The 23,980-nt window shown below is 60.8% G+C and carries 23 protein-coding genes and 1 tRNA gene; 8 read left to right on the top strand and 16 right to left on the bottom strand.

The window, feature by feature from the left end; all coding sequences use genetic code 11:
- The first annotated feature begins 83 nt into the window (after nucleotides 1–83).
- Both GGD46_RS18785 and GGD46_RS18780 read left to right on the top strand, forming a co-directional pair.
- Nucleotides 84–914, top strand: coding sequence for an NmrA family NAD(P)-binding protein (locus tag GGD46_RS18785; RefSeq protein WP_184706711.1), 831 nt, complete (start codon nucleotides 84–86; stop codon nucleotides 912–914).
- The gene (locus tag GGD46_RS18780) at nucleotides 911–1,390 is read left to right on the top strand and encodes a DUF1772 domain-containing protein (RefSeq protein WP_184706619.1); all 480 of its coding nucleotides are present in this window, start codon (nucleotides 911–913) and stop codon (nucleotides 1,388–1,390) included. The genes GGD46_RS18785 and GGD46_RS18780 overlap by 4 nt, the downstream gene beginning before the upstream one ends.
- A 46-nt stretch (nucleotides 1,391–1,436) precedes the next feature.
- On the opposite strand, the gene GGD46_RS18775 is transcribed toward GGD46_RS18780, so the two are convergent.
- From GGD46_RS18775 to GGD46_RS18750, 6 genes are all read right to left on the bottom strand, one after another.
- Complete coding sequence (locus GGD46_RS18775) at nucleotides 1,437–2,588, bottom strand: GGDEF domain-containing protein (RefSeq protein ID WP_184706709.1); 1,152 nt, start codon at nucleotides 2,586–2,588, stop codon at nucleotides 1,437–1,439.
- A gap of 197 nt (nucleotides 2,589–2,785) precedes the next feature.
- On the bottom strand, nucleotides 2,786–3,826 hold the full coding sequence (pyrC, locus tag GGD46_RS18770; protein WP_184706617.1) for a dihydroorotase: 1,041 nt from the start codon (nucleotides 3,824–3,826) through the stop codon (nucleotides 2,786–2,788).
- Nucleotides 3,827–3,968: 142 nt separating this feature from the next.
- Nucleotides 3,969–4,601: a nucleoside triphosphate hydrolase gene (locus GGD46_RS18765; RefSeq protein ID WP_184706615.1), complete on the bottom strand. Its 633-nt coding sequence runs from the start codon at nucleotides 4,599–4,601 to the stop codon at nucleotides 3,969–3,971.
- On the bottom strand, nucleotides 4,598–5,407 hold the full coding sequence (locus GGD46_RS18760) for an ATP-binding cassette domain-containing protein (protein WP_184706613.1): 810 nt from the start codon (nucleotides 5,405–5,407) through the stop codon (nucleotides 4,598–4,600). Before GGD46_RS18760 ends, GGD46_RS18765 begins: the two co-directional genes overlap by 4 nt.
- On the bottom strand, nucleotides 5,383–6,447 hold the full coding sequence (locus GGD46_RS18755; RefSeq protein WP_184706612.1) for an ABC transporter permease: 1,065 nt from the start codon (nucleotides 6,445–6,447) through the stop codon (nucleotides 5,383–5,385). Before GGD46_RS18755 ends, GGD46_RS18760 begins: the two co-directional genes overlap by 25 nt.
- A 172-nt stretch (nucleotides 6,448–6,619) precedes the next feature.
- Nucleotides 6,620–7,645 (bottom strand): sugar ABC transporter substrate-binding protein, encoded by a 1,026-nt coding sequence (locus GGD46_RS18750; protein ID WP_184706610.1) that lies wholly within the window; start codon nucleotides 7,643–7,645, stop codon nucleotides 6,620–6,622.
- A gap of 246 nt (nucleotides 7,646–7,891) precedes the next feature.
- On the opposite strand from GGD46_RS18750, the gene GGD46_RS18745 reads away from it, so the two are divergent.
- Entirely contained in the window at nucleotides 7,892–9,139 is a 1,248-nt protein-coding gene (locus GGD46_RS18745; RefSeq protein ID WP_184706608.1) for an ROK family transcriptional regulator, read from the top strand.
- The gene (locus tag GGD46_RS18740; RefSeq protein WP_184706606.1) at nucleotides 9,123–9,557 is read left to right on the top strand and encodes an RbsD/FucU family protein; all 435 of its coding nucleotides are present in this window, start codon (nucleotides 9,123–9,125) and stop codon (nucleotides 9,555–9,557) included. The genes GGD46_RS18745 and GGD46_RS18740 overlap by 17 nt, the downstream gene beginning before the upstream one ends.
- Nucleotides 9,558–9,765: 208 nt before the next feature.
- On the opposite strand, the gene GGD46_RS18735 is transcribed toward GGD46_RS18740, so the two are convergent.
- The 6 genes from GGD46_RS18735 to GGD46_RS18710 all read right to left on the bottom strand — a co-directional run bounded on the left by GGD46_RS18735 (nucleotide 9,766) and on the right by GGD46_RS18710 (nucleotide 15,739).
- Entirely contained in the window at nucleotides 9,766–10,803 is a 1,038-nt protein-coding gene (locus tag GGD46_RS18735) for a 4-hydroxyproline epimerase (RefSeq protein WP_184706604.1), read from the bottom strand.
- Nucleotides 10,804–10,914: 111 nt separating this feature from the next.
- On the bottom strand, nucleotides 10,915–11,319 hold the full coding sequence (locus tag GGD46_RS18730; RefSeq protein ID WP_184706602.1) for a hypothetical protein: 405 nt from the start codon (nucleotides 11,317–11,319) through the stop codon (nucleotides 10,915–10,917).
- Between the two features lie 117 nt (nucleotides 11,320–11,436).
- Nucleotides 11,437–12,741: an alpha/beta hydrolase gene (locus GGD46_RS18725; protein WP_246806378.1), complete on the bottom strand. Its 1,305-nt coding sequence runs from the start codon at nucleotides 12,739–12,741 to the stop codon at nucleotides 11,437–11,439.
- Nucleotides 12,742–13,261: 520 nt separating this feature from the next.
- On the bottom strand, nucleotides 13,262–14,143 hold the full coding sequence (locus GGD46_RS18720; RefSeq protein WP_184706600.1) for an aldo/keto reductase: 882 nt from the start codon (nucleotides 14,141–14,143) through the stop codon (nucleotides 13,262–13,264).
- A gap of 232 nt (nucleotides 14,144–14,375) precedes the next feature.
- Nucleotides 14,376–15,029 carry a TetR/AcrR family transcriptional regulator gene (locus GGD46_RS18715; protein WP_184706598.1) on the bottom strand — a complete coding sequence of 218 codons (654 nt, stop codon included), beginning with the start codon at nucleotides 15,027–15,029 and terminating at the stop codon, nucleotides 14,376–14,378.
- A gap of 11 nt (nucleotides 15,030–15,040) precedes the next feature.
- Nucleotides 15,041–15,739, bottom strand: coding sequence for a class I SAM-dependent methyltransferase (locus tag GGD46_RS18710; RefSeq protein ID WP_184706596.1), 699 nt, complete (start codon nucleotides 15,737–15,739; stop codon nucleotides 15,041–15,043).
- 227 nt (nucleotides 15,740–15,966) lie between these two features.
- Between GGD46_RS18710 and GGD46_RS18705 the strand changes: the two genes are divergently transcribed.
- Nucleotides 15,967–16,764, top strand: coding sequence for an SDR family NAD(P)-dependent oxidoreductase (locus GGD46_RS18705; protein WP_184706594.1), 798 nt, complete (start codon nucleotides 15,967–15,969; stop codon nucleotides 16,762–16,764).
- A 55-nt stretch (nucleotides 16,765–16,819) separates the two neighbouring features.
- On the opposite strand, the gene GGD46_RS18700 is transcribed toward GGD46_RS18705, so the two are convergent.
- Nucleotides 16,820–17,296 (bottom strand): BA14K family protein, encoded by a 477-nt coding sequence (locus GGD46_RS18700; protein WP_313206312.1) that lies wholly within the window; start codon nucleotides 17,294–17,296, stop codon nucleotides 16,820–16,822.
- A 138-nt stretch (nucleotides 17,297–17,434) separates the two neighbouring features.
- Here GGD46_RS18700 and GGD46_RS18695 point away from each other — a divergent pair, with 138 nt between their 5' ends.
- The 3 genes from GGD46_RS18695 to GGD46_RS18685 all read left to right on the top strand — a co-directional run bounded on the left by GGD46_RS18695 (nucleotide 17,435) and on the right by GGD46_RS18685 (nucleotide 19,914).
- Nucleotides 17,435–17,884 carry a MarR family winged helix-turn-helix transcriptional regulator gene (locus GGD46_RS18695; protein ID WP_184706592.1) on the top strand — a complete coding sequence of 150 codons (450 nt, stop codon included), beginning with the start codon at nucleotides 17,435–17,437 and terminating at the stop codon, nucleotides 17,882–17,884.
- The gene (locus tag GGD46_RS18690; protein WP_184706590.1) at nucleotides 17,881–19,437 is read left to right on the top strand and encodes an MDR family MFS transporter; all 1,557 of its coding nucleotides are present in this window, start codon (nucleotides 17,881–17,883) and stop codon (nucleotides 19,435–19,437) included. The genes GGD46_RS18695 and GGD46_RS18690 overlap by 4 nt, the downstream gene beginning before the upstream one ends.
- Nucleotides 19,438–19,572: 135 nt before the next feature.
- Entirely contained in the window at nucleotides 19,573–19,914 is a 342-nt protein-coding gene (locus tag GGD46_RS18685; RefSeq protein WP_184706588.1) for a YciI family protein, read from the top strand.
- Between the two features lie 108 nt (nucleotides 19,915–20,022).
- Here GGD46_RS18685 and GGD46_RS18680 read toward each other — a convergent pair.
- The 3 genes from GGD46_RS18680 to GGD46_RS18670 form a co-directional block, all read right to left on the bottom strand.
- Nucleotides 20,023–20,099 (bottom strand) — tRNA-Arg (locus tag GGD46_RS18680).
- 125 nt (nucleotides 20,100–20,224) lie between these two features.
- Nucleotides 20,225–21,745, bottom strand: coding sequence for a sensor histidine kinase (locus tag GGD46_RS18675; protein WP_184706586.1), 1,521 nt, complete (start codon nucleotides 21,743–21,745; stop codon nucleotides 20,225–20,227).
- A gap of 170 nt (nucleotides 21,746–21,915) precedes the next feature.
- Nucleotides 21,916–23,925: a methyl-accepting chemotaxis protein gene (locus GGD46_RS18670; protein ID WP_184706584.1), complete on the bottom strand. Its 2,010-nt coding sequence runs from the start codon at nucleotides 23,923–23,925 to the stop codon at nucleotides 21,916–21,918.
- Nucleotides 23,926–23,980: the final 55 nt, after the last annotated feature.

Here is a 23,980-nt window from a genome sequence, read left to right as displayed (position 1 = left end):
TGACAAGCAATATAAGAGAGTTTATCACATTTCGCAAATGAGAGAATTTATCACATTTTACCCAGAAGGAGTTTGAAATGCAGATGCAGAACTCGACTGTTGCCATTATCGGTGGGCGGGGAAAGACCGGCGGTCGCGTCGCCGAGCGACTGGAAAAGCGCGGCATCAAGGTTCGGGCCGCCTCGCGTTCGACGACGCCTTCCTTCGATTGGCAGGATCGCAGCACTTGGCATCAGGCTCTGGAAGGCGCTTCCGCCGCCTACGTCACATTCCAGCCAGACCTTGCCGTCGCCTGGGCGGCGGATGCGATCGCGGCATTTGCGAAGACGGCGATCGAAGCCGGCGTGAAGCACATCGTTCTGCTCTCGGGCCGTGGCGAAGATGGCGCGATCCGTAGTGAAGAGAGATTAAAAGCGGCCGGAATAGACTACACGGTGTTGCGCGCCAGCTGGTTCAACCAGAATTTCAGCGAAGGCGCTTTCGTTGACGGGCTTCTCCAGGGAAAGCTGGCCTTGCCGGCCGACAATGTCGCGGAGCCTTTCGTCGATGCCGATGATCTTGCCGACGCTGCCGTGGAGTGTCTTGTCGATCCGCGCCACCGCAACCAGATGTACGAGATGACCGGGCCGCGCGCCCTCACATTTCGCCAGGCGGTTGCCGAAACCGCCTTGGCATCGGGCAGATATATCGGCTACGAAACTGTTCCCATCGATGCCTTCATCGCCGAAATGACTGCCTACGGCCTGCCGCAAGAGGTCACCGATCTCCTGCGTGAGCTTTTCACACAGGTACTCGATGGCCGCAACTCACCTGTCATGGATGGCGTCAGCCAGATCCTCGGCAGGCCAGCAAAAGACTTTTCCACTTATGCCCACGAAACCGCCGCTACCGGCATCTGGAGTGCCCAGTCATGACCTTTCCGATCACGAATATCGCCCTCATCATCGCAGCACTTAGCAGCGGCCTTCTCGCCGGCGTCTACTTCGCCTTCTCGACCTTCGTCATGCAGTCCTTCGCACGCCTCCCCGTCGACCAGGGGATCGCCGCGATGCAATCGATCAACGTCACGATCGTCCGCTCGCCCTTCATTGCAGTGTTCCTGCTGGCCGCGGCGCTGTCGCTTTTCATCGCCGTCATGGCCTTTCTCAACTGGCGGGGCACCGCCAGCGTCATGATGCTGACGGGCGCTGTGCTCTACATCGTCGCAAGCTTCCTGTCGACCATCGTGTTCAACGTGCCGCTCAATGACGCCCTCGCCAAGGCAGACGGACATACCGCCGAAGCCGCGCAGCTGTGGGCGACCTATCTCAGCGACTGGACGCAGTGGAACCATGTCCGCACGGTCGCTTCTCTTTTGGCCGCCTGCGCTTTCGTAAAAGCCCTGTTCTGAACATCTGGAGACAATAGTCGCCAGCCAGTCCGAGCGATTTTATCGGCTAGACGGCGTGCAGATAGGCCGCGACCTCGACACGGTTGCGGCCGTTTCTTTTTGCCTCATAGAGCGCCTTGTCGGCGGCGCGAAGAACGTCGTCGAAACCGATCCCCTTGACGGTACCGGTGGCAACGCCTGCACTGACGGTGCAGGTCACGATCTTGTCGTCGACCTCGATCGATCGCGCGGCAAAAGCGTCCCTCACCCGCTCGGCAACCTGCTCGGCCCGGCCGGGCAACGTATTGTCGAGCACCAGGGCGAATTCTTCGCCGCCGAGCCGGGCAACGGTATCGGAAGAGCGCAGCCCCACGGACAATTCCTGGCCGAAAAGCTTGAGCACGAGATCGCCGGCAGCATGGCCATACTGGTCGTTGATCGTCTTGAAACGATCGATGTCGAAGACGATGACGGCCATGGATGGGCCGAACGTACGTCGCCCGTGAAGATCGAAAAGCGCGCGGCGATTCAGCAATCCCGTCAGGGAATCGGTAATCGCCTCCTGGCGATGCAATGCCGCCTGACGCCATTGATGCAAGGCGAGCGAGAGCGCACCGATGCCGGTCATCCCCGCGATGCATACTGCAAGGCTGAAATCCTCCGCCCAATTGTCTGGCGCGCGGCCGAGCACAAACTTGCCATCGGCAATGAGCACCGCCGCACAAAGGCAGAAGGAGATTGCGGTCAACGTATAGAGCGCGGTAATGCCGTAAAGCGGCGTCGGCGCCTCACGCCGGCTTAGCCAGTACTCGCGCGCAGTCAGGAGCAGCAATGCGGCGATCACGAGGTTGTCGCCGATGAAGGCCAACCCATCATAGCCGGCGAGCATCGGTCCAACCGACGCAGCTATACCGATCAGGCATCCGAGAAAAAACCGCCGCGCGGACAGACGGCGCGTGCGAAACTGATAGCCGGCTACCCATATCGTCGAGAAGCCGATGAAAAACAGGACAAACGTCAGGATGGCAAAGATGGGGCGAGGCTTGTCGACATAGTGGCCGTAAATGAAAATGCCGCCCACCAGCGGCACCAGGCCGGCAGAGCATGTCAGAAGAAAGGTATCGGGCCGGCGAGAAAACCAGCTTCCCACCAACGTAACCGCAAGGCAGGATGCGGAAACGCCAAGAGCGAGAAGGAGTGAGTTATAATCAACCAGCATCATGCTCTTTCAACGGTTTCATCATGACCGTAGGGATCGATGCCACGCTAGTCCTCAACAGGTATCAAATTGGTTACAGCAATTAATAAAGAAAATAGATTTCAACAAAATATACGTGCCATTTGGCGGCAAAACACGAATATTTTACCGCCAATACTGCGCATCACTCAGAATTATTTATATAAGTAAGTACTAAATTAGATTTCAACATCCCAATGCAGCGGGAACATGGGGTCAAAAACGGTCACCAGACCGGCTCCGGTCTCGATCTTCGCCGGGAACGTCACAGCCTCGGCGCGACGCACCAAAGTGATGTTATCGTCGTTGACAGGCAGCCCGTACCAGGCCGGCCCGTTCAGGGATGCGAAAGCCTCGAGCTTGTCCAGCGCGCCCTCCTCCTCGAAGACATGCGCCAGGCAGCTCATGGTGTTGATCGAGGTGTAGATGCCGGCGCAACCGCAGGCACACTCCTTTAGCGGATCGACATGCGGCGCGGAATCCGTGCCGAGGAAGAACCTGGCGTCGCCGCTGGTTGCTGCTGCGCGCAGCGCCAGGCGATGGCTCTCGCGCTTTGCGACCGGCAGGCAATAATAGTGCGGGCGAATGCCGCCGACGAGGATGGCGTTGCGGTTGATGATCAGGTGGTGCGTCGTGATCGAGCCTGCCAGATTGGCCTTTGCCGACCTGATGTAGTCCACGCCGTCCGACGTGGTCACATGCTCCATCGTCACCTTCAGCTCAGGCAGGCGCTGACGCAGCGGATCGAGAACGGTTTCGATGAAGACTGCCTCGCGATCGAAAATATCCACGTCGGGCGTCGTCACCTCGCCATGAACGCAGAGCGGCAACCCGATTTTCGCCATGCGCTCCAGCACCGGCATTGCCTTGTTCAGATCGCGCACGCCGCCGTGGGAATTGGTCGTCGCGCCGGCTGGATAGAGCTTGACGGCGGTGATCAGGCCGCTCTTCTTGCCTTCCTCGACATCGTCGGGGTTTGTGCGCTCGGTGAGGTAGAGCGTCATCAACGGCTGGAAGCGATCGCCCGCCGGCAATGCCTTCATGATGCGTTCACGATAGGCTGTCGCGTCCGCTGTCGTCACCACGGGCGGCACGAGATTGGGCATGATGATGGCGCGGGCAAAATGCCTCGATGTGTCGCCGATCACGCCTTCCATCATGGCGCCATCCCGCAGGTGCAGATGCCAGTCGTCAGGACGGCGGATGGTGAGCTTTTGCATGGGCGCGACCTCTGGAATGTGAGCACGAACTCATCCGAGGGCGATTTCATGGCCTTCGGGATCATGCTTGATGATATCGCGCTTCGATAGCACCAACCAGCATCGCAAAACAATCCGCGACGGCAGTTAAATGATCGTGAGGTCAGTCCTGAACGATATCGATGGTGACGTCCGCCTGGCGGCGATTTTCGAGAATCAGCCGGCCGTTCGGCAGATCGTTGCCATAGACTTTGGCGCCGGCGGCTTCTTCGTCGAGGTCATAGCCCCGCCAGCGCGCCCAGAGCCGCTCTTCCAGCACTTCGATCGGCGGCGCAAGCATGATCGAATAATCGAAAACGCCCTCAAGCTCCGCCCATTTCCCCTGGCTGAACAGCAGGTAATTGCCCTCGATCACGATGAAGCGATGCTCGGGCGAGACGATACGAGCGGATGCGATGGCAAGCTCGCGCGAGCGGTCGAAGACCGGCACCAGCACTTCCTGATCGGCAGCGCGCACGGCCTTGACGATGTCGAGGAAGGCGCGCACGTCGAAACTCTCGGGCACACCCTTCCGCTTCAAAAGGCCTTTTTCGATGAGGACGGCATTGTCCATATGAAAGCCGTCCATCGGCAGGACCTCGGCGCTTTCACCCCTGGCCTGCAGCGCCTTTGCGACATTCTCCGCCAGTGTCGACTTGCCGGCGCCGGGCGGTCCGGCGATCGCCACCAGAAACCGCCTGGTGTCGCCGGCGCGAGCAATGATCTCGCCGGCGATGTTCTCGAGAGAAATACTCATGCGGCGACGTTCTCCACCGGCGGCGCCTTGGCGCCGGTCATGAAGGCGACGGCATCGGACATGGTGTAATCCTTGGGATTGATGACGGTCAGGCGTCGTCCAAGGCGATGGATATGAATGCGGTCCGCCACCTCGAAAACGTGCGGCATATTGTGCGAGATCAGCACGATCGGCAAGCCGCGAGCGCGAACATCGAGGATGAGTTCGAGAACCTTACGGCTTTCCTTGACGCCGAGGGCGGCCGTCGGCTCGTCCATGATGACGACCTTGGAACCAAAGGCTGCGGCGCGTGCCACGGCCACGCCCTGACGTTGACCACCGGAGAGCGTTTCCACCGCCTGATTGATATTCTGGATCGTCATCAGGCCGAGTTCGGAAAGCTTGTCGCGCGCGCGCTTTTCCATTGCCGGCCGGTCGAGCATGCGGAATACCGAGCCGAGAATGCCGGGTTTACGCACTTCGCGGCCGAGGAACATATTGTCGGCGATGGAGAGCGCCGGCGACAAAGCGAGGTTCTGATAGACCGTCTCGATGCCGGCTTCGCGTGCTTCCATCGGAGAGCGGAAGTGAACAGCCTTGCCCTCGAGCTTGATTTCGCCCTCGTCCGGAATGACCGCACCGGAAATCGCCTTGATCAGCGAGGATTTCCCGGCACCGTTGTCGCCGATCACGGCGAGGATCTCGCCGGGATAGAGGTCGAAATCGGCATTATCGAGGGCGGTCACACGGCCATAACGCTTGACGAGACCGCGGGCAGTGAGGATGGGTTCGACGGTCGTGGTCATGCCGATACCTTTCTGATCCATTGATCGATCGCGACGGCGCCGATGATGAGAACGCCGGTCAGAAGCACCTTCCACTGCGGGTCGGCTCCAAGCATGTTGAGGCCCATCGACACAACACCGACGATCATGGCGCCGAACAACGTACCGAGGATCGAACCGCGGCCACCGAAAAGCGAGATGCCGCCGATGACGGTTGCAGTGATTGCCTGAAGATTGAAATCGGTCACGGCGGAGGACGGCGACACCGAGCCGTTGCGGCCGATCGAGACCCAGGCGGCAAGAGCGGCAATCAATCCCGAAACGCCGTAGACCGCAAGGAGCACCTTCTTGGTCTGGATGCCGGCGAGTTTCGCTGCTTCCGGATCGTCGCCGACGGCATAGACATGCCTGCCCCAGGCGGTGTGATTGAGAACGTACCAGAGGCCGATGACCAGGAGTACCATGGCGATGACGCCAAGGGTGAGCACCGCGCCGCCGACACGGAAGCTGGTGGCGAAAAGATGCAGCAGAGGCGCCTTCTCATCGACGTCAGTGTCGCGGATGGTTTCATTGGCGGAATAGATGAAGTTCGTCGCCATGACGATATTCCACGTGCCGAGCGTCACGATGAACGGCGGCAGCTTCATGTTGGCGACGAGGAAGCCATTGAGCAATCCGCAGATGCCACCGACGATCAGGCCGGCCACCACGGCGATGGGCGTCGGCAGGCCGTAGGTCACGGCGACATTGCCCATGACAACCGAGGAGATGACCATGATGACGCCGATGGAGAGATCGATGCCGGCAGTCAGGATGACCAGCGTTTGGGCCGCGCCGAGAATACCGACGATGGCGATCTGCTGCAGGATGAGCGTGAGCGTGTAGGCGGAGAAGAACTTCCCGCCGATGGCGATGCCGAAGATCACAATCGCCATCACCAGGACGATCAACGGCACCGCCGCTGGCGTCGAGTGCAGAAAATGCTGCACTCGCTTCAGAAGAGAGACCCTATTGTCCTCGAACGACGCGACCTTCTTGTCGCTGCCATCGAGAACACGTTCGAATTCTTGTGCTCCGGACATTTTGTTCCTCCGCCACCGCGCCGGACGCGCGGAAACCGCCGGCTGTTGGAGCCAGCCAGGATATGAACCCGACCGACATGACTGTTGCGATTGTCTGCTCCCTTTGTGAAGAGCCGCGCCAGCAGGCGCATGACGCGGCTCCCCAAGGGACTATATCACAAGCGTGAAGGGCTTAGCCCCAGCACTTTGCGAGGCCTTCCTTGGTGTCGATGGACTTCAGGCCGGGAACCGGCTTGTCCGTCACCAGGGAGACGCCGGTGTCGAAGAACGTCTTGCCTTCGGTCGGCTTCGGCTTTTCACCCGAGTCCGCGAACTTCTTGATCGCCTCGACGCCGAGAGCGGCCATCATCAGCGGATATTGCTGAGCGGTTGCACCGATGGTGCCATCCTTGACCGACTTTACACCCGGGCAACCACCGTCGATGGAGACGATGAGCACCTGCTTTTCGAGGCCGACGGCCTTCAGAGCCTGATAGGCGCCGCTTGCTGCCGGTTCGTTGATCGTGTGGATGACGTTGATGCCGGAGTCCTTCTGCAGAAGGTTTTCCATGGCCTTGCGGCCGCCTTCTTCATTGCCGTTGGTGACGTCATGGCCGACGATGCGCTTATCGGTTTCGTCACCGATCTTGTTCGGATCCTTCGGGTCGATGCCGAAGCCGATCATGAAGCCCTGGTCGCGCAGAACGTCGACGGACGGCTGTGACGGCGTCAGATCCAGGAAGCCGACCTTGGCGTCCTTGACCTTGTCGCCCAGCGTTTCCTTGGCCCACTGGCCGACGAGCTTACCGGCGAGCAGGTTGTCGGTTGCGAAGGTCGCGTCAGCCGCATTGGCCGGCTCCAGCGGTGTGTCGAGCGCGATGACCAGCAGGCCGGCGTCGCGCGCCTTCTTGACCGAGGGAACGATGCCCTTGGTGTCGGATGCAGTGATCAGGATGCCCTTGGCACCGTCAGCAATGCAGCTCTCGATCGCCGCAACCTGGCTTTCGCTGTCGCCATCGATCTTGCCGGCATAGGACTTCAGCGTCACGCCGAGTTCCTTGGCCTTGGCGGTCGCGCCTTCCTTCATCTTGACGAAGAAGGGATTGGTATCGGTCTTGGTGATGAGGCAGGCGGATACGCCGGCGGCCTTGGCAGGGGCTGCGAAGGCAACGCCGAGCGCCAGAGCGGCGATCGCTGCGGAAATAACAGATTTCTTCATTCAATCCTCCCGATGTTTGAAAAGCCGGATCCCCCGGCAGTCACGGGCCGAAGCCCGGCGTAGAGATGCGAAATGCCTGTCAGATTGTTTCCGTTGGACCTCCTCCAAGGCCATGTTCGCATCCTCGACCCCTATATCTGAGCCTAAAGATTTCCGGCTGTCAATAAATAAATCGGATTGAATTATTAATTCGATATGGCATTCTGGAAAAATATCAGGCATGGCCATGATGGAAGGAGCAGGCCCATGTCTCTCGTGCACGACCCGGAGGACACACCCACAACGCCAGCGATTCTCGACCCCAGCGGGGGCGCGAACCAGCTTGGCGTGCGCGCCCATAACGAGCGGCTCGTGCTGTCGCTCGTGCGCCGTCACGGCGCCTTGTCGAAGGCCGATATCGCTCGACGCAGCGGGCTGTCAGCGCAGACGGTCTCCGTCATCATGCGGGCGCTGGAGAAGGATGGGCTGCTGTCCCGCGATGCTCCGGTGCGCGGACGCGTCGGCCAGCCATCCATTCCGATGCGGCTCAATCCCGACGCCGTTCTCTCTTTCGGTGTGAAGATCGGGCGGCGCAGCGCCGATCTGGTGCTGATGGATTTCGTCGGCGGCATCCGGATGCAGCTGCATCAGACCTATCCCTACCCGCTGCCGCAGGACATCATCGCCTTCATCATTGCCGGCATCAAAGAGCTGGAGAGCAGGCTCAGCGAAGAGCAACGCGGCAAGATCGCCGGCATGGGGGTCGCAGCGCCGTTCGAGCTATGGAACTGGGCCGAGCAGGTGGGCGCCCCGCCGGGAGCCATGGATGTCTGGCGCGGATTTGACCTGCGGGCCGAAATCGCCGCGCGCGTTGCCCATCCTGTCTTCCTGCAGAACGACGCCACCAGCGCCTGCGGCGCAGAACTCGTCTTCGGCGTCGGCTCGCACTACCCCGATTTCGTTTATTTCTTCATCGGCTCGTTTATCGGCGGCGGCATCGTCCTCAATTCGTCAATCTTTGTCGGTCGGACGGGAACGGCCGGGGCGCTCGGCCCCCTGCCCGTGCGCGGCCGCAACGGCGAGAACCGCCAGCTTCTGGAGATTGCCTCGATCTTCGTGCTGGAGAATCTGTTGAGGGATCACGGCTTCGATCCGCGCCCCCTGTGGTACTCGGCGGATAATTGGGTCGATTTCGGCGAGCCGTTGGAAATCTGGATCCAGGACACGGCAAAGGCCCTGGCTCAGGCGATTGTCGCGGCCGCCTCGGTCATCGATTTCAGCGCTGCCGTCATCGATGGCGGTTTCCCCGACTGGGTGCGCGAGCGCGTGGTGCGGGCGACCATCAAGGCGGCGGCCGAACTCGATCTGCAGGGTGTCGTCATGCCCGAAATTGTCGAGGGTGCTGTGGGGCCACAGGCCCGCGCCATCGGCGGCGCCAGTCTGCCGATCTTCGCGCGCTACCTGATCGACCAGAACGTTCTTTTCAAGGAGATAGAGCATGCTGAAGGGCATTGACCCGCTATTGAGCCCGGATTTGCTGGCGACCCTGCGCGCCATGGGCCATGGCGACGAAATCGCCCTCGTGGACGGCAATTATCCCGGTCTTGAACACGCACGTCGCCTCATCCGCCTCGACGGCCATGGCGTGATCCGTGTGCTCGATGCGGTACTCAGCGTGCTGCCGATCGACGACTTCGTGCCGCAGGCAATTTTCCGGGCGACGGTCCGCCAGGACCGCGACGCGGTCGATCCCGTTCACGCAGAGATGATCGAGTGTTGCGCCCGACATGTGCCCGACATCCGGGTCGTGCCGCTGCTACCGGCGGAATTCTACGAGCGGGTGAAGCAGGCGCATGCGCTGATCCAGACCAGCGAGCCGCGGCTCTATGGCAACATCATTCTGCGCAAGGGCGTGATTTATCCGGAGGTGTAGACGGGACCGCACCGAAAAGCCCCTCATCCGGCCTTCGGCCACCTTCTCCCCGCTTGCGGGGCGAAGGGGATGGGCGCACCTGCGGCCTTCTTTCCAGCCTATTGCTTAGGCGAGAATGCGGAGTTAGTCCCCTCTCCCCGCGTGCGGGGAGAGGGTTAGGGTGAGGGGCAGAACTCCCCAGACGATAGGAGCCAATGGCCCTATCCCCTCAAATATCGCCTGCCGAAGGCCCCCAGACATCCGTCATGGCAAAGCCTTCCGCCATCGGGTCGAAAGGATCAAGCGCCACCTGACTGAGACCGAAGGTGAAGCCGCGGCCGGTGATCGTTGGGATGATGGCCGCCTTGCCGGCAACTTCGGTCTCCGCCTGCAGGCCGACCTCGAATTCGGAATCGATGATCGAGCGGGACTTGAAGACATCGCCGACCTTGGCCTTGCCGCGGGCATGCAGTGTCGCCAGATTGGCGGAATTGCCGGTGCCGCAGGGTGAGCGGTCTGCACGGCCGGGCCACATGGTCGTGCAGGTGCGGATGGCGCCATCGGGATCGATGTCGCGGAACATCACATAGGCAACGCCCGAGATCGCCGGAATTTCCGGATGAACCACCGTCATCGCCCGGTTGATCGCATCCTTGATGACCATGCCCGCCTGAACGAGGGCAGCCGCATTGGCCTTTTCGATCTTCAGGCCAATCTGGCCGACATCGACCAGACCATAGAAGATGCCGCCATAGCAAAGGTCGAGCTTGATCCTGCCCCATTGCGGCGTGTCGAGCTCGACATCGAGCTCATGAACGAAGGACGGCACCATGGTCAACCGCACCTTCTCGCAACGGCCGTCGCGGCACGTCGCCGTGGCACGAACGAGGCCAGCTGCCGTATCGAGCGTGACGACCGTTTCCGGCTCCTTCATCTCGACGATACCGGATTCGAGCAGTGCCGTAGTCACGCAGATGGAATTCGAGCCGGAGCTTGCATGCGCCTGGTCGGGCTGCAGGATGATGAAACCGGCATCGGCGTCGGGATGCTTGGCCGGCAGCAGCAGGTTGACGGAGCCAATCGGCGCGCCGCGTGGCTCCAGCACGAGGAAGCGACGCAGTTCCTGACCCTTCGGGTCGGTGTTCAGCCAATGCAGCTGCTCGGCGATGGTGTTGCCGGGGATCTTCGGCACGCCGCCGATGGCAACCTTACCGATTTCGCCTTCGCAATGGACATCCAGCAACTGGATCGTGCGCTTCCATCTCATCTCATCTACTCCAATCAAACCTGTCGCGTAATGTTGCCATCGACCAGCAAGACAAATGCCTTGTGTTGCGGGTCTGAAGCGCGTCGCTATCTCTGAGACTTGCTTCTCATTCTAATGTTCATTCTCATCGTTTTCATCGCGATTGCGCGAAAGCAGCGTCAGGACACTTATCCCGTTAATCTCACCAGCGCCGACGCCAACTACCAAACAGCCTAGAACATTGGTTATCCACGGCGTGTCGAAGAAGGCAGCGAGAGTGAAGCACGCCGCAAAGAATAAGCAGAAATATACAAGCCGCTTTATCTTCTCGCCTTTTGATAGGCGGGGTTTTCTTTTGCTTTCATTCAGATCGGGCAATGCAAACTCCCGTCGGGTCTTCGATTTTGCGCACGTGGACGTCGCAAGACCGATCCGCATTTTTGCACAACATACTCGACTCCTCGCGGCGGCAACGCGATGCCGGCCCGATGCGGTATTGCTGCCGACGATCAGAACCGTACGCTTGTTTTCGCCCATGCCGAAGCCCGCCCGCAAAGTGTCGCCATGTCCGATATGGCGCGACTCTGTGATATATCAGTTTGAGCGAACTGGCTATCGGCTTTTGGAGAACGAATCCGATGCGCGATCGGAACTCTATTGCCGCAATGTCTCGCCGACATTGTTGCCCGTCGCTTCGACGCTATCGCCGAGAGAGCCGACCGTATTGCCCGCCGAGGCACCGACACGGCGCCACTGCTCTCCGTAATTCTCACGCGTGCGAGGATCGAAGATAGCGATCGGGGCGCTGACGGCCGCGCCGGCAACGCTGCCGACGGTCTGCGCGGCGCCAAGCGCAACCGCACCGACGGCATCGCCGATGCCGACATCGGAATCGGTGATCGTCTGGCCGGCAATCAGCCGGGCACCGATGAGCTTCACCACTTCCGGGCTCTCGGCAAACTTGCCGTGGTTCAGACCATCGCCTGTCTTGAGCTTGGTGAGATCGAGCACCGTGATGCCCTGCTTCTCCAACTCGCTGCGATAGGGCTCGGCCGCCGGATCGATCTGGCCGAGACGGTCGACATTGCCGGAGATGCGACGCGACAGGGAAAGGGCCCGGTCGTCACGCGAGACGAACAGGGTGAAATGCGGCTTGTCCTTACCGAGCGCTGCGAACTGCCGCCCGAAGACGTCGACATCGAGATCGGGCGAAGCCAGGATAACGTTCTTGATCTTCGGCGTAACGCTGCCGTTGCGGATCGCCATCTGGCGGATAGATTCGACGGCGAGCCAACTCCCCATCGAGTGGGCCATGACCGTGATATCGCCGACAGCGGGATCGGCGGCGACCCGGCGGAGCAGCTCTTCGAGCGAGTCACGGGAATAGTTCGTACTTTCCTTGTCATAGGCGTAGTCGAAGATGCTCGCCCGCGACGGCCATGTGAAGACGATTGGTGCGACCTCGGCGTGGGAATCGTGCACGATCTGCGCAAAGCGGTAGACAGCATCCTCATACCGATTGTTGAAGCCATGTACGAAGATCAGCACGCGCTTGTTCTTCGGCAATTCCGCATGCAGCCAGCCGCGGCCGTCCGCTTCGGTCGCGAGCGGCTTGACCGCAAGGGTGACAAAGTTCTTCAAGGGGTTGCCGGGCAAGCGGCTCGGCCATTGCACCTGGCCGACCTTACGGTTGGCTTCCGGCGGAATAGAGATGCTGACGGCGTCGATCTTCAGCCCCTGACCGCGTTCGCCCGAAAACAGGATCGCCGGATCCTTGTCCGGCAAGCGTGTTGTAGCGACCAGCAGATCGACCTTCGAGGTTCCGGGCACGTTTTCACTGACTGGCCGCATGACCCCGACGGGACGGCCGCAGGCCGCCAGCGACAGCGTCACGGCAATGGCGACAGCTCGGAAAAAGGCTCTTCTCCGTCGGCCCGAACTCGCCATACGCTGCATCATGCAACCTTTCTTTAACGCCTTACTACCGCGCCACTCTACGCATCAGCGTCCGTGGCGCAAGCAAAGAGACCGATCCCGGGCCAGATGAAACAATGCTAATTCGCACCAGCATTGCAAAGGCGCAACGCCACGGCCGAACGGAAAGCATGCGATACAGGAAGAAAGTGGGAGGTGCTGGATAAAAAAAGAGCCCGACGCGGGAGGAGGATGCGTCAGGCTCTTTGATCCGGATTGGCAACTGGGAGGAGGAGTGTTGCCAATCAATGAAGGCGCGCTGGGAGGAGGAGATGCGCTGCCTTCGAAGGGGTAAATATAACGCCCGGAGAGTCGTGAACAGACTATCTTTCGCAATGCAGCATTGCGCCCAACGCATTGCTTTTACCCACCTATACGGAAAATTCCGCATAGCAACGGCAAGCCGGGCTTGCCGTCGCCTATTTTAAAGCCGCTACGGACTGAAGATCGGAGATTCACATCCTCCAGTTTGTTGCTTTAGCTCCGTCTGCCGGAGCGACGCGCTCTACGCCGCCTTGAAGGCTTTCTTTCCTTCGGCATCCAACGCCGCGAACTCCTCATCCGAAAGCACGATGTTGACGGCTGCCGTGTTTTCTTCGAGATGCTTGACTTTGCCCGTTCCGGGGATCGGGAGCATGACCGGGCTGCGCTTCAGCACCCAGGCAAGTGCGATCTGGCTCGGTGCGGCGCCATGTCTCTTGGCAATGGTGTCGAGAAGCGAACCTTCCTTGGCGAGATCGCCCGCAGCAAGCGGGAACCACGGAATGAAGCCGATGCCGTGCTTTTCGCAGTAGTCGAGCACATCTTCACTGGTGCGATCGACCAGATTGTAGCGGTTCTGCACGGTGACCACCTTGAAGTGCTTGGAAGCGGCCTCAATCTCGGCGACGGAGACTTCGCTCAAGCCCGCATGGCGGATGATGCCATCGTCGAGCAGTGACTTCACGGCATCGAACTGCTCGGCGGCAGGCACCTTGGAATCGATACGATGAAGCTGCCAGAGGTCGATCCGGTCGACACCGAGATTGCGCAAGCTCTTATGCGCCTGCTGGATAAGATATTCAGGACGACCCAACGGCACCCAGACATTCGGACCGGTTCGCGTCAGGCCACCTTTGGTGGCGACGACGAGATCCTTGCCATAGGGGTGAAGCGCTTCCTTGATCAGGCGCTCGGAAACGTCCGGACCATAGGAATCGGCCGTGTCGATGAAGTTGATGCCGAGCTGCGGCAGGCGCTTCAGGGTTCGGACGGCTTCGTCATGATCGTCCGGCTCCCCCCATATGCCGGCACCGGTGATGCGCATGGCGCCGAAGCCGAGACGATGGACGGGAAGGTCGCCGCCGATCTTGAATTGACCGGACTTGGCTGCGTCGAAATCTGACATGGTTCTGTCCCTTTACTGATCTGAATATAGATGGAGTTCCCGGCGTCGAAGCGGCCGGGATTTGTCGAGAAAATCGAGCTGTTCGCGAAGGGGGGATTGAGGTCGCGACCACAGACTAGATGGGTCTGCTATCCGGCATATGCAATGCACGGCCGCTTGATGACCTGATCTTTTCGGCATGCCTCCATCGATGCAGCCGCAACGAGCGGTCGATCAGAGGCTTTTCCGGGGATCAATCGGCGGGCAGATGCTGCCGTGCCAGTACGCCAAGATCGGCAAGCGTGGTCCAAAGTTCGCGAAACATCTCAGGCGCGAACCGCTCCAGCGAAATCTCTTGCCGCCCGCCATTCCAACGCTCGCCGCCGATGCGAAGCATGCTGACGACGGCAGCGGCAAGCACGCTCAACCGAAACCGCTCCTCGTCACCACCGCGACTGCGGGCTTGCAGAGCATCCACGAGCTTTCTCTCAAGCTTTGAATATTTCAGCTGATCGCGCGCACGAAGCGCCGGCGTGTTGTGGATCAAGACCGCAATGGCAAGGTGCTGCGGATCGGAAATGGCGGCGTGCAGAGCCGCATTGATGGCCGCCTCGATGACTTCAGCGAGCGACGCCTCTGCCGGTTGGGCAGCGACGGCTGCGATCAATGCGTCCGAAAAGCCATCCTGCCAGGCGGCGACGACATCTTCCTTGCTCGGGAAATAGTCGAAGAAGCTGCGCTTGGAGACGTCAGCGGCCTCGGTGATATCTTCGATGGTGGTGCCGTCAAAGCCGCGTGCGAGGAAGAGTTTCAATGCCGTGGTTTCGATGCGCTCGCGGGTCTGGCGGCGCTTCCGTTCGCGCCGGCCTTCCCTCACCGCGCTATCGCTGCCAGGCAGATCCGCCATTCGTTTCCCCGCTATGCATTGGCTTCGGGCCGTCCCGTATCGGCCTTGCCGGCTTCCTGCGCAAATGCCCCGACGCCGACATTCCCCTCGGTGCTACGATATTTGGAGCCGCTAATCGAGAGCTCCATCGGATTCTGCCGCGATATCCTGTAGACGCCGGCGGGCGGAATGTTGCGAACGGTGCCGCCGATGCGGGTGCCCTTCAAGCCGAGACTTTCCAGAATCGTCCGCGGAATAGGACAGCGAGGACCATAAGTGAACTGATAGAAGGCCCCGCCCGGCTTCATCGATTCGAAGGCACCGCCGACAATGGCCGCAACCTTCGAAGGCGGCATGGACAAGAGCGGCAAGCCACTGACGACGGCGCCGAAAGGGGCGTCATCGAAGAGGCCGCAATCGCCGAGCTGCGCCGCGTCCATCCGCACGACCCGCGCCTCCGGAAAGCGGCCGCGCAAACGAACCGCAAACTCCTCGCCGAACTCGACCAGCGTAAGGGCATTTTCCGGAATACCGCGGGCGAGCAAGGCGTGGGTGAAAACACCCGTGCCGGGGCCAAGTTCGAGCACGGGACCGCCCAACGGATCGATCTCCTGCGTCATCAGCTTCGCCAGCCGTTCGCCCGAAGGCGCAACTGCCGCGACCCGCATGGGATCGCTGACCCAGGAGCGGAAAAACCGCACGAAATCGGCACATGATGTCTTTGTGGTCATTCCGCGAATCCAATCTCCGGCTGCGATTCGAATGAGTATGCGATGAGGACCGAGCAGCGTGGCATTTCAAAGGCGTGCCACGCCATTAGGCGGCCGAAAAGCGTTGATATGCAAGGGCTACCGCGTGATTTTTCCATTGCATATTTTCACTAATTACAAACTTGCATTTAGTGCAATAAATTACCAACTACAATGGGCGATGCCAAATCTCTCGACAGGAGTTCGCCATGCCAGATTGGACAGTGAAAGACATTCCGCCGCAGACAGGTCGAATAGCCGTCATTACCGGAGCCAATAGCGGCATCGGCTATGAGGCAGCCAAGGCCCTGGCCGGGGCAGGCGCGAAGGTGATCATCGCCTCGCGCAACGAAAGAAAGGGAGCCGAAGCGATGGCGTCTATCCGGGCCGCAACACTCAATGCAGACATTGCGTTTGAGCCTCTCGATCTCGCCAGCCTCGATTCCGTCGCACGCACGGCTGGGCGCATCGCCGCCGCCGTGCCGCGCATCGACCTCCTGATCAACAATGCCGGCGTCATGGCAATTCCTGATCGGCACGAGACCGAAGACGGCTTCGAGATGCAGATGGGGGCAAATTATGTCGGCCATTTCGCCTGGACGATGCGGCTGCTGTTCGGTCTGGAACTCGACCGCATCGCGAGCGCCGAGGGCTGGAGATTGAAAAGCACTGCCGCCCATCCTGGCTATGCCGTCACCGGCCTGCAGAGCGCAGGACCGCGCATGGGCCGCAACCGCCCCGGGCTTCTCGAGCGCTTCGGACAATTGGTGGGGCCTCTCTTCTCGCAATCAGCCGCGGCAGGCGCACTGCCGACGCTCTTTGCTGCCACCTCGCCGCAGGCGGAAGGCGGCGTCATGTATGGGCCGAAGGGCTTCTACGAGCTGAAGGGGCCGCCGATCCAGGCATGGATTGCCCCACACGCTCGCGACCAGGTCGTTTGGCGCAGACTTTGGGATATCTCGGAACAGTTGACCGGATTGAAGCTGCCGCTACCCTCGGCGGCATAAAACAAGGCCCCCGCCGCGAATACGAAGAGGGCCACGCACTCAGTTCAGACGCAGCTTACGGGCTCACGCACTGGCGGCGAGGACCGTTGGTCGGCTGATAGGTGTTGTCGGAAGCGCGATAGGTCTTGTAGCGGCTGGCGCACCAGCGAACATGCGCACTGCCGCGCGGCGGCTGCGCAACCGCCCCGCCAATGATTGCACCTGCAGTAAAGGCAGCCATCGGATACCACCAGCCGTCATTGTAACGGCGATAGCCGGGCCGGGCATGATTATAGCCGCGATAGCCGTGCCAGTAGCCCGGCCGATGATGCGGGCGGTGGTGCGGACGATAATGGGGGCGATGGTGTGGCCGAAGATGCCTGTTTTGATGGCGATACTGCACATCGATGACACCAGCAGGCTGACCGCCGCCTTGCGCAACCAGCGGTTGGACCATCGGCTGGATCGGTCCCGCAACGGCCGGATCGAAAGACGATATCGCCAGCAAGGCGCTCAATGCGGTCACAGTTACCGTTGTCAGAAGTCGTTTCACAGCTCTTCTCCTCTCGAGTCGTACTACTGTTGAACGGCGCGTAATGATTGAAAATGTTTCATAATATTATCGCTTGTGCAAGTATGCATAGCAGGAATATAGATAGGAAGCCTACCTATTAATTGAGGCAAGAAGCCCATGATCGACACTGACCACCATCGCGGGCTGGAAGAAGCCCATGCGCTTGCCGAAGCACTGCGCCCTGCCCTGCACCGCCTTTACCGGCAATTGCGCCGCGAAAGCGACGATCCAGGCTTGTCGCCGCTGCATGCCTTGCTGCTCGTTGCCGTCATGCGACAGCCGGGCATCGGTGTTGCCGAACTTGCCCGGATGGAAAAGCTGCGCGGCCCGACAATATCAGGGCATGTGAAGGCGATGGAGCGTGACGGTCTCATCATACGCTCGGCGCCCGACCCCAGCGATCGCCGGCGCAACGGCCTGATCGCAACCGAGAAGGGTCAGGAGCTCATAAAAAGTCTGAAGCAAAGACGAACGGACTGGCTCGCATCCGAACTGGTCAAACTGTCAGCCGACCAGCGCGCTGCCATTCGGGCAGCGATCGCACCGCTTGAGGAGATCGGCCAATGAGCGGAGAGCGTCTGCAAGCAGCGCCGCCGGCGACGCCCGCAGCGGGAGATCCACCCGACCGCCGCGAGATCCGCGCGGTCATTCTCGGCCTGATGATCGTGCTTGGCCTCGGCGCTATAGACCAGAGCATCGTCGCGACCGCCCTGCCCCGCATCGTCAGCGACCTTGGCGGCCTCACCCATCTCTCCTGGGTCGTCAGCGCCTATGTGCTCGCCTCCACCAGCACCATGCCGCTCTACGGCAAGCTCAGCGACCAATACGGCCGCAAGCCGATGATCTATACGGCGATCCTGATCTTTCTGCTCGGCTCCGTCCTCAGCGGCATGGCGCAGACGCTGATGCAGCTGATCATCTTCCGGGCGATCCAGGGCATTGGCGCAGGCGGATTGATGCCGCTTGCGCAGATCATCATCGGCGATATCGTGCCGCCCGCCAGACGCGGGCGCAACCAGGGCTCGATTGCGGCCGTCTTCGCGGTCTGTAGCGTTGTCGGCCCGATCGCCGGCGGCATCATCACCGATCTTCTGTCCTGGCACTGGATCTTCTACGTCAACCTGCCGATTGGCGCCGTCGCCCTCGTCATGATCGGCCGCGCGCTCAAGCGGCCGCACCAGTCTCGGAGCCGCCGCATCGATTATCTCGGCGCCGCGCTGCTGACGGGTTGCACGACGAGCTTCCTGCTGGTGCTGGCACTCGGTGGCAATGAATGGGCCTGGAATTCGCCGGAGATTTTCGGACTGTTCGCCGTCGCGCTGGTGCTTTGCGGCCTCTTCATCCTTCATGTCCGGCGCGAACCCGAACCGGTGCTGCCGCCGGATCTCTTCCGCAACCGGTTGTTCATCGTCGCCTGCATCGTGCTCGCGCTGACCTTCATGGGCATGCTCGGCGCAAGCCTGTTCTTTCCGTTGTTCTTCCAGATGGTCATGGGCGTCAGCGCTTCGCATTCCGGCCTGCTGACAGGGCCGCTGATGATCGGCGTCGTTATCTCCTCGATGGTCAACGGCCGCGTACTGCTGCATCGTTTCGGGCGATACAAGCCCGCACAGATCTGCGGCCTCAGCCTTGCGACGGTTGCCTTCGCGATCCTTTCCTGGGCCGCCGCCAGCAGCCAGGGTTTCTGGATCATCGAGCCCGCCGTCTTCGCTCTCGGTCTGGGGCTTGGGCTCGTTATGCCCACAATGACGATTGCGGTGCAGAACGCGCTGCCGTTTTCGCATCGCGGCGTCGGCACGGCGACACTGGCTTTCTTTCGCTCGCTTGGCGGCCTCATCGGCGTTACCGGCTCGGGAGCCATCCTGGCCTATCGCGTCCAGAACGCCGGCGGACTGCTGGATGGCGTGCATATGTCGTCACTCACCGAAGCCGGCATGAGGGAGCTCGCCACCGCCTCTCCGGAGGCGCATGCCGCCGCTATCGCACTTTACCGCCACGCCATTGCTATGACCTTCGCGACGGGAACGGCGATTGTGGCGCTGGCGCTGATTGTGCTGCTCTTCCTGCCGGAATTGCCGTTGGCGACGGATCATCGGCAAGACGCACCGCGACCCAGCTGAACCGACTCCCGTGGCGGTATAGCTTTTGCCCGCGCGTGAAAATCTGACCGACAGCTTGTCGGATCACGGCTCCGGCATTCGTCATATGGTGAAGGCCGGCAATCGGCCTGCTCGGAAACCTCGATAGGAGACGTCATGACCCAGTATCTGGTCTCAATCCACCATCCGGACGATTACAATCCATCCGTGATGGAGGACGAAGCGATGCACAGCGATATCGACAGACTCAATGACGAGATGAAGGCTGCCGGCATCAGGATTTTCGTCGGTGGCATGCACCCGGCAAGCGCCGCGACGTCGCTATGCCCTCAGCCCAATGGCGATGTGCTGGTGACGAATGGACCGTATCTCAAGACCAAGGAACATGTGGGCGGCTTCTGGGTGCTGGAATGCGCTGACAAGGACGAAGCTCTGGCCTGGGGACGCAAGGCCGCAGCTGCCTGCCGCGCGCCGGTAGAAGTCCGCCAGTTTCACTGATTGCCGAGGAAGGTCGCGCCAATAGCACGCCTGCCTAACCATGGCTCGCTGCTCGTTATGCGCAACCACGCCTAACGTTCACCATCATCACAAATTTAAAAGAAAAAATGGCGCACCCGAAGAGATTCGAACTCCTGACCCCCAGATTCGTAGTCTGGTGCTCTATCCAGCTGAGCTACGGGTGCGTGCCGAAACGGAAGAAACCGTTCGGTGTGGGCGGTTCTCTAAAGGGTCCCTTGAGGGAATGCAAGCGGATTTGTGAAAAAGATCGCGATTTTCGTTCAAGATAGTGACAAGTGTTTGAAAAAAATCAGTTTTCTTGCAAGCTTTTGCTGCGGTAATCGTCGAGAGATACCGGGCGGTCGGGAATCTCGATGCGGAATTGCGTTCCCGCCACAGGTTTTTCCACCAACGCAATGGTGCCGCCATGGGCAAGAACCAGCTCGCGGGCGATTGCTAGGCCAAGGCCGGTGCCTCCGGAACGAGCGGAACCGCGAAATGCGGTGAAAAGATTCTCTCGCGCCTTCTGCGGCATGCCCGGGCCGGTGTCGTCGACGGTGATGCTGACGACGCTTCCTATCCGATGCGCCGACACAGTGATGCGCTTGACGCTCCCCGCTTCCGCATCGCTGAAGGCAATCAGCGCCTGATGGGCGTTGCGGCAGAGATTATGGATGACGCGGAACAGCTGTTCGCTATCGGCATCGACTTCAAGATCGGAGTTGAGCTGCTCGAGGAACTCGACGCCGCTTTCCGGGTCGATCGCCAGAATGTCCCGAACCTCGGCAATCAGCTCCACGAGGTGAAGCTTGCGCCGGCGCGGCGCCGATTCGGACGTCTGGCCGTAGGACAGCACCTCTGTCGTATAGCCGACGGCGCGATCGATGGTGCGCAGCAGCTTGGGTGCGAATCGCTTCACCATAGGGTCGTCGACATCGACAAGCCTGTCCGACATCAGCTGTGCGGCTGAGAGGATATTGCGCATGTCGTGATTGATCTTCGAAACGGCGAGGCCGAGGGCGGCGAGGTTCTTCTGCTGCTTCAGCGTTTTCTGCAGCTGCGTCTGCATGGCGGCGAGATGGCGGCCGGCCACCGCGAGCTCATCGCGTCCCCGATCGGGCACGAGGATACGGCCGGGATCTTCGGGGTCGTCGGAATAGGCCTGCATGCTGTCAGTGAGACGGCGGATGGGGCGGATCATGATGCGGTTGATCGCAAAGAAGATCAGCGTAGCGGTGAAGAGCGAAATCAGGATGGAAACGAGGAAGACGCTGCGCGAATAGGCAAGCATGGCGTTGCGCAGGCGCGTGTCCTTCAGCACCACTTCGATGCCGGTGCCGGCATCGCCGCCAACGGGTCCGAAGACGCGAATGATGCGGTTACCACCGAAGATGAGCGTGTGAAGCGCATCCTTGATGGCCGTCAGCTGCGATACATCGCTCAGATCGTACATGTCGTCGACCGAGGCCGGCATTTCCGCTGTCGCCAGCAGACGCGAGGTGCCGTCCTTGCGCAGAACGATGGCCCGCGTGCCGGTGGCCATCAATGTTTCCTTCTGCAGCGCGCGCGGCAATTCTGCGGTCTGCAGGCCGTCGATGGCGATGGCAGCAGCAGCAGCCGTGCTCAGCCGGTCTTCCAACCAGCGCAGCCGCATATTGGCGACGGAGGGCACGAAGATGAGCACCTCGGCCAAAGACATGAAAACGACCGTGAGAATGAGGAGCTTGCCCGAGAGGCCGCCAAAGATGCCGGTCGGCCTGCAAAGCCTGGCTAGACCGACCTTGTCGGCCTTGCCCTCCCTTGCGACGTTTCCGCCCTGCTCACTGTCCATTTCAAATGTCCCGCTTCGCCGCAAAGCGACCTGATGGCGACTTGTCGAAATGGCATAATAGGCGATTGTGGGTTTTTTTCCAATCGAGTCGCGATCGAGGGACCCTATAGCGCCAACGGCAAGTGCGGCTGCGCCCGGCGCAACCGCGTCTCTCATCTATCGCAACGAGATCAGAATTCTTCCCAATTCTGCGCGGCGGCGGCCGTGGCGCGGCCAGCGCCGCCGCCGAAGGCCGTTGCGACCTTGTCGATCATCCGGCGCGCCGGCGATGGTGCCGGACGATGCGTTTCGGCGCGGGCCGCCATCGGAGCTGCAACATTGCCTCCATCGACCTTGAAGCGGGAGACCAGCCGTACGAGGCCATCAGCCTCGCCTGCCAGGCGATGGGTCGCAGCAGAGGTCTCTTCGACCATGGCGGCATTGCGCTGCGTGACTTCGTCCATCTGGTTCACGGCATTGTTGACTTCCGACAGGCCGGTCGCCTGCTCGCGTGCAGCCGTCGCGATGGAGTGAATGTGATCGTTGATCTTCAGCACGCGCGCCTCGATGGTCGAGAGCGCCTCGCCGGTCGCCTGCACCAGCTTGACGCCGGCCTGCACCTCGCCACCGGATTTGCCGATCAGCGCCTTGATATCCTTGGCGGCCGTGGCAGAGCGTTGGGCAAGCTCGCGCACTTCCTGAGCGACGACGGCAAAGCCCTTGCCCGCCTCGCCGGCGCGCGCAGCCTCAACACCAGCGTTGAGCGCCAGCAGATTGGTCTGGAAGGCGATGTCGTCGATGACGCCGATGATCTGGCTGATTTCGCCGGATGCCTGCTCGATGCGGCCCATGGCGTCGATCGCGTTGCGAACGACCGTGCCGGAACGGGCGGCATCGTCCTTAGCCTCGCCCACCATGACGCTCGCCTCGCGTGCCCGCTCGGTCGAATTCTGAACGACGGAAGTGATCTGATCGAGCGCGGTCGAGGTTTCCTCAAGCGCTGCCGCTTGCTGTTCGGTGCGCTTGGAGAGGTCGTCGCTGGCGTGACGCAGCTCGTTGGTGTTGGAGTTGATCGAGCCGGTGGTCTCGCGCACTTCGCGCATCGTGCTCTTCAACGTAGCAAGCGTCGCATTGACGTTCTGCTGCAGCTCCGCAAAGGCGCCCTGGAATTCACCCTTCATCGATTGGGTCAGATCGCCTTCGGCCAGGCTTGCGATGACGCGGCGGACTTCGCCGATGCCGACATCAACGCTGACAAGCAGCTCGTTCACATTGGTGGCGAAGCGATTGAGATTGGCGTCGCCGTAATCCTTGTCGATGCGGCGGCTGAAATCGCCGGCCGCTGCAGCCGAAACGGCGAGCGACATACTGGACTGTAGTTCGTCGCTTCTGGCGCGCATCGCCATTTCTTCGGCATTCATGCGGCGCACGGCATTGCCGTTTTCCTTGAAGACGTCGACAGCGGCGGCCATCTCACCGATTTCGTCGCCGCGTCCCGCAAACGGCACCTCGATATCGAACTGGCCGTCGGCCACCTTCTTGATCGCGTCAGTGACCTTGCGGATCGGGCGGCTCAGGTGAACCGTACCGATATAGGCGCCTAGACCGACGCCGGCGCCGATGCCGACGACCATGATGCTGAGAACGACCCACAGGATGTTCTTGTGGAAGACGGCGATCTCGGCTTCCGCCTTTGCAAGTTCCGCCTTGTCGGCCTGAACGACGGCGTCGATCTCAGCCTGGAAGGCTTTGCGATTGGCGCGGTTGGCCTCGTTGTTGCCCTGCTTGCCGGCAGCGTCCGGACCCTCGGTCACGCCGAGACGGGCCGTTTCCGTGCGAAAGCCGCGAAACTCCTGGGCGCGGGCCTGCAATTTGGCGAAGTCGGCTTTCTGCGCTTCCGGCACCAGGGGTGACCAGGAGGCCAGGACCTTGTCGATTTCGTCGAGATCGGACATCAACCCATCGGCGAAGCTCTTGGAATCCTTGGCCGAAGCGGCCGCATAAATGCCGCGCGCCTCCATGACCACCGCGGTTACATAGCGGTTGAGACGCTCGCCCATATAGGCGCGGCTGGCAGTCTGCTCGTAACTCTGCAGTCTCTGGTCATATCGACGCAAAGCATAAAGAGTGGTGGCGCCGATCAGCAGCGCCGCCCCGGTCATGACGAGTACAAGCAGATTTACTTTGCCGCGTATTTTCAAGATATCCCCCAAAGGCCGTCAGCATCGCCGGAAATGGGCGAGTTTTGCCAGTAGG

It is taken from the genome of Martinezella lusitana (genome assembly GCF_014207095.1).
Lineage (GTDB): Bacteria > Pseudomonadota > Alphaproteobacteria > Rhizobiales > Rhizobiaceae > Rhizobium > Rhizobium lusitanum_B.
Note: the sequence above shows the minus strand (reverse complement) of the source record. Positions and strands in the feature narration are given on the sequence as shown.

Bases quoted from the DNA above. Each gene is read 5' to 3' on its own strand.
- GGD46_RS18735 (WP_184706604.1), bottom strand. From the start codon at position 10,803: ATGAGATGGAAGCGCACGATCCAGTTGCTGGATGTCCATTGCGAAGGC.
- GGD46_RS18675 (WP_184706586.1), bottom strand. From the start codon at position 21,745: ATGGACAGTGAGCAGGGCGGAAACGTCGCAAGGGAGGGCAAGGCCGAC.
- GGD46_RS18725 (WP_246806378.1), bottom strand. From the start codon at position 12,741: ATGATGCAGCGTATGGCGAGTTCGGGCCGACGGAGAAGAGCCTTTTTC.
- GGD46_RS18755 (WP_184706612.1), bottom strand. From the start codon at position 6,447: ATGTCCGGAGCACAAGAATTCGAACGTGTTCTCGATGGCAGCGACAAG.
- GGD46_RS18715 (WP_184706598.1), bottom strand. From the start codon at position 15,029: ATGGCGGATCTGCCTGGCAGCGATAGCGCGGTGAGGGAAGGCCGGCGC.
- GGD46_RS18780 (WP_184706619.1), top strand. From the start codon at position 911: ATGACCTTTCCGATCACGAATATCGCCCTCATCATCGCAGCACTTAGC.
- GGD46_RS18765 (WP_184706615.1), bottom strand. From the start codon at position 4,601: ATGAGTATTTCTCTCGAGAACATCGCCGGCGAGATCATTGCTCGCGCC.
- GGD46_RS18760 (WP_184706613.1), bottom strand. From the start codon at position 5,407: ATGGATCAGAAAGGTATCGGCATGACCACGACCGTCGAACCCATCCTC.
- GGD46_RS18685 (WP_184706588.1), top strand. From the start codon at position 19,573: ATGACCCAGTATCTGGTCTCAATCCACCATCCGGACGATTACAATCCA.
- GGD46_RS18690 (WP_184706590.1), top strand. From the start codon at position 17,881: ATGAGCGGAGAGCGTCTGCAAGCAGCGCCGCCGGCGACGCCCGCAGCG.
- GGD46_RS18745 (WP_184706608.1), top strand. From the start codon at position 7,892: ATGTCTCTCGTGCACGACCCGGAGGACACACCCACAACGCCAGCGATT.
- GGD46_RS18710 (WP_184706596.1), bottom strand. From the start codon at position 15,739: ATGACCACAAAGACATCATGTGCCGATTTCGTGCGGTTTTTCCGCTCC.
- GGD46_RS18775 (WP_184706709.1), bottom strand. From the start codon at position 2,588: ATGCTGGTTGATTATAACTCACTCCTTCTCGCTCTTGGCGTTTCCGCA.
- pyrC (WP_184706617.1), bottom strand. From the start codon at position 3,826: ATGCAAAAGCTCACCATCCGCCGTCCTGACGACTGGCATCTGCACCTG.
- GGD46_RS18695 (WP_184706592.1), top strand. From the start codon at position 17,435: ATGATCGACACTGACCACCATCGCGGGCTGGAAGAAGCCCATGCGCTT.
- GGD46_RS18750 (WP_184706610.1), bottom strand. From the start codon at position 7,645: ATGAAGAAATCTGTTATTTCCGCAGCGATCGCCGCTCTGGCGCTCGGC.
- GGD46_RS18705 (WP_184706594.1), top strand. From the start codon at position 15,967: ATGCCAGATTGGACAGTGAAAGACATTCCGCCGCAGACAGGTCGAATA.
- GGD46_RS18785 (WP_184706711.1), top strand. From the start codon at position 84: ATGCAGAACTCGACTGTTGCCATTATCGGTGGGCGGGGAAAGACCGGC.
- GGD46_RS18730 (WP_184706602.1), bottom strand. From the start codon at position 11,319: ATGGGCGAAAACAAGCGTACGGTTCTGATCGTCGGCAGCAATACCGCA.
- GGD46_RS18720 (WP_184706600.1), bottom strand. From the start codon at position 14,143: ATGTCAGATTTCGACGCAGCCAAGTCCGGTCAATTCAAGATCGGCGGC.
- GGD46_RS18740 (WP_184706606.1), top strand. From the start codon at position 9,123: ATGCTGAAGGGCATTGACCCGCTATTGAGCCCGGATTTGCTGGCGACC.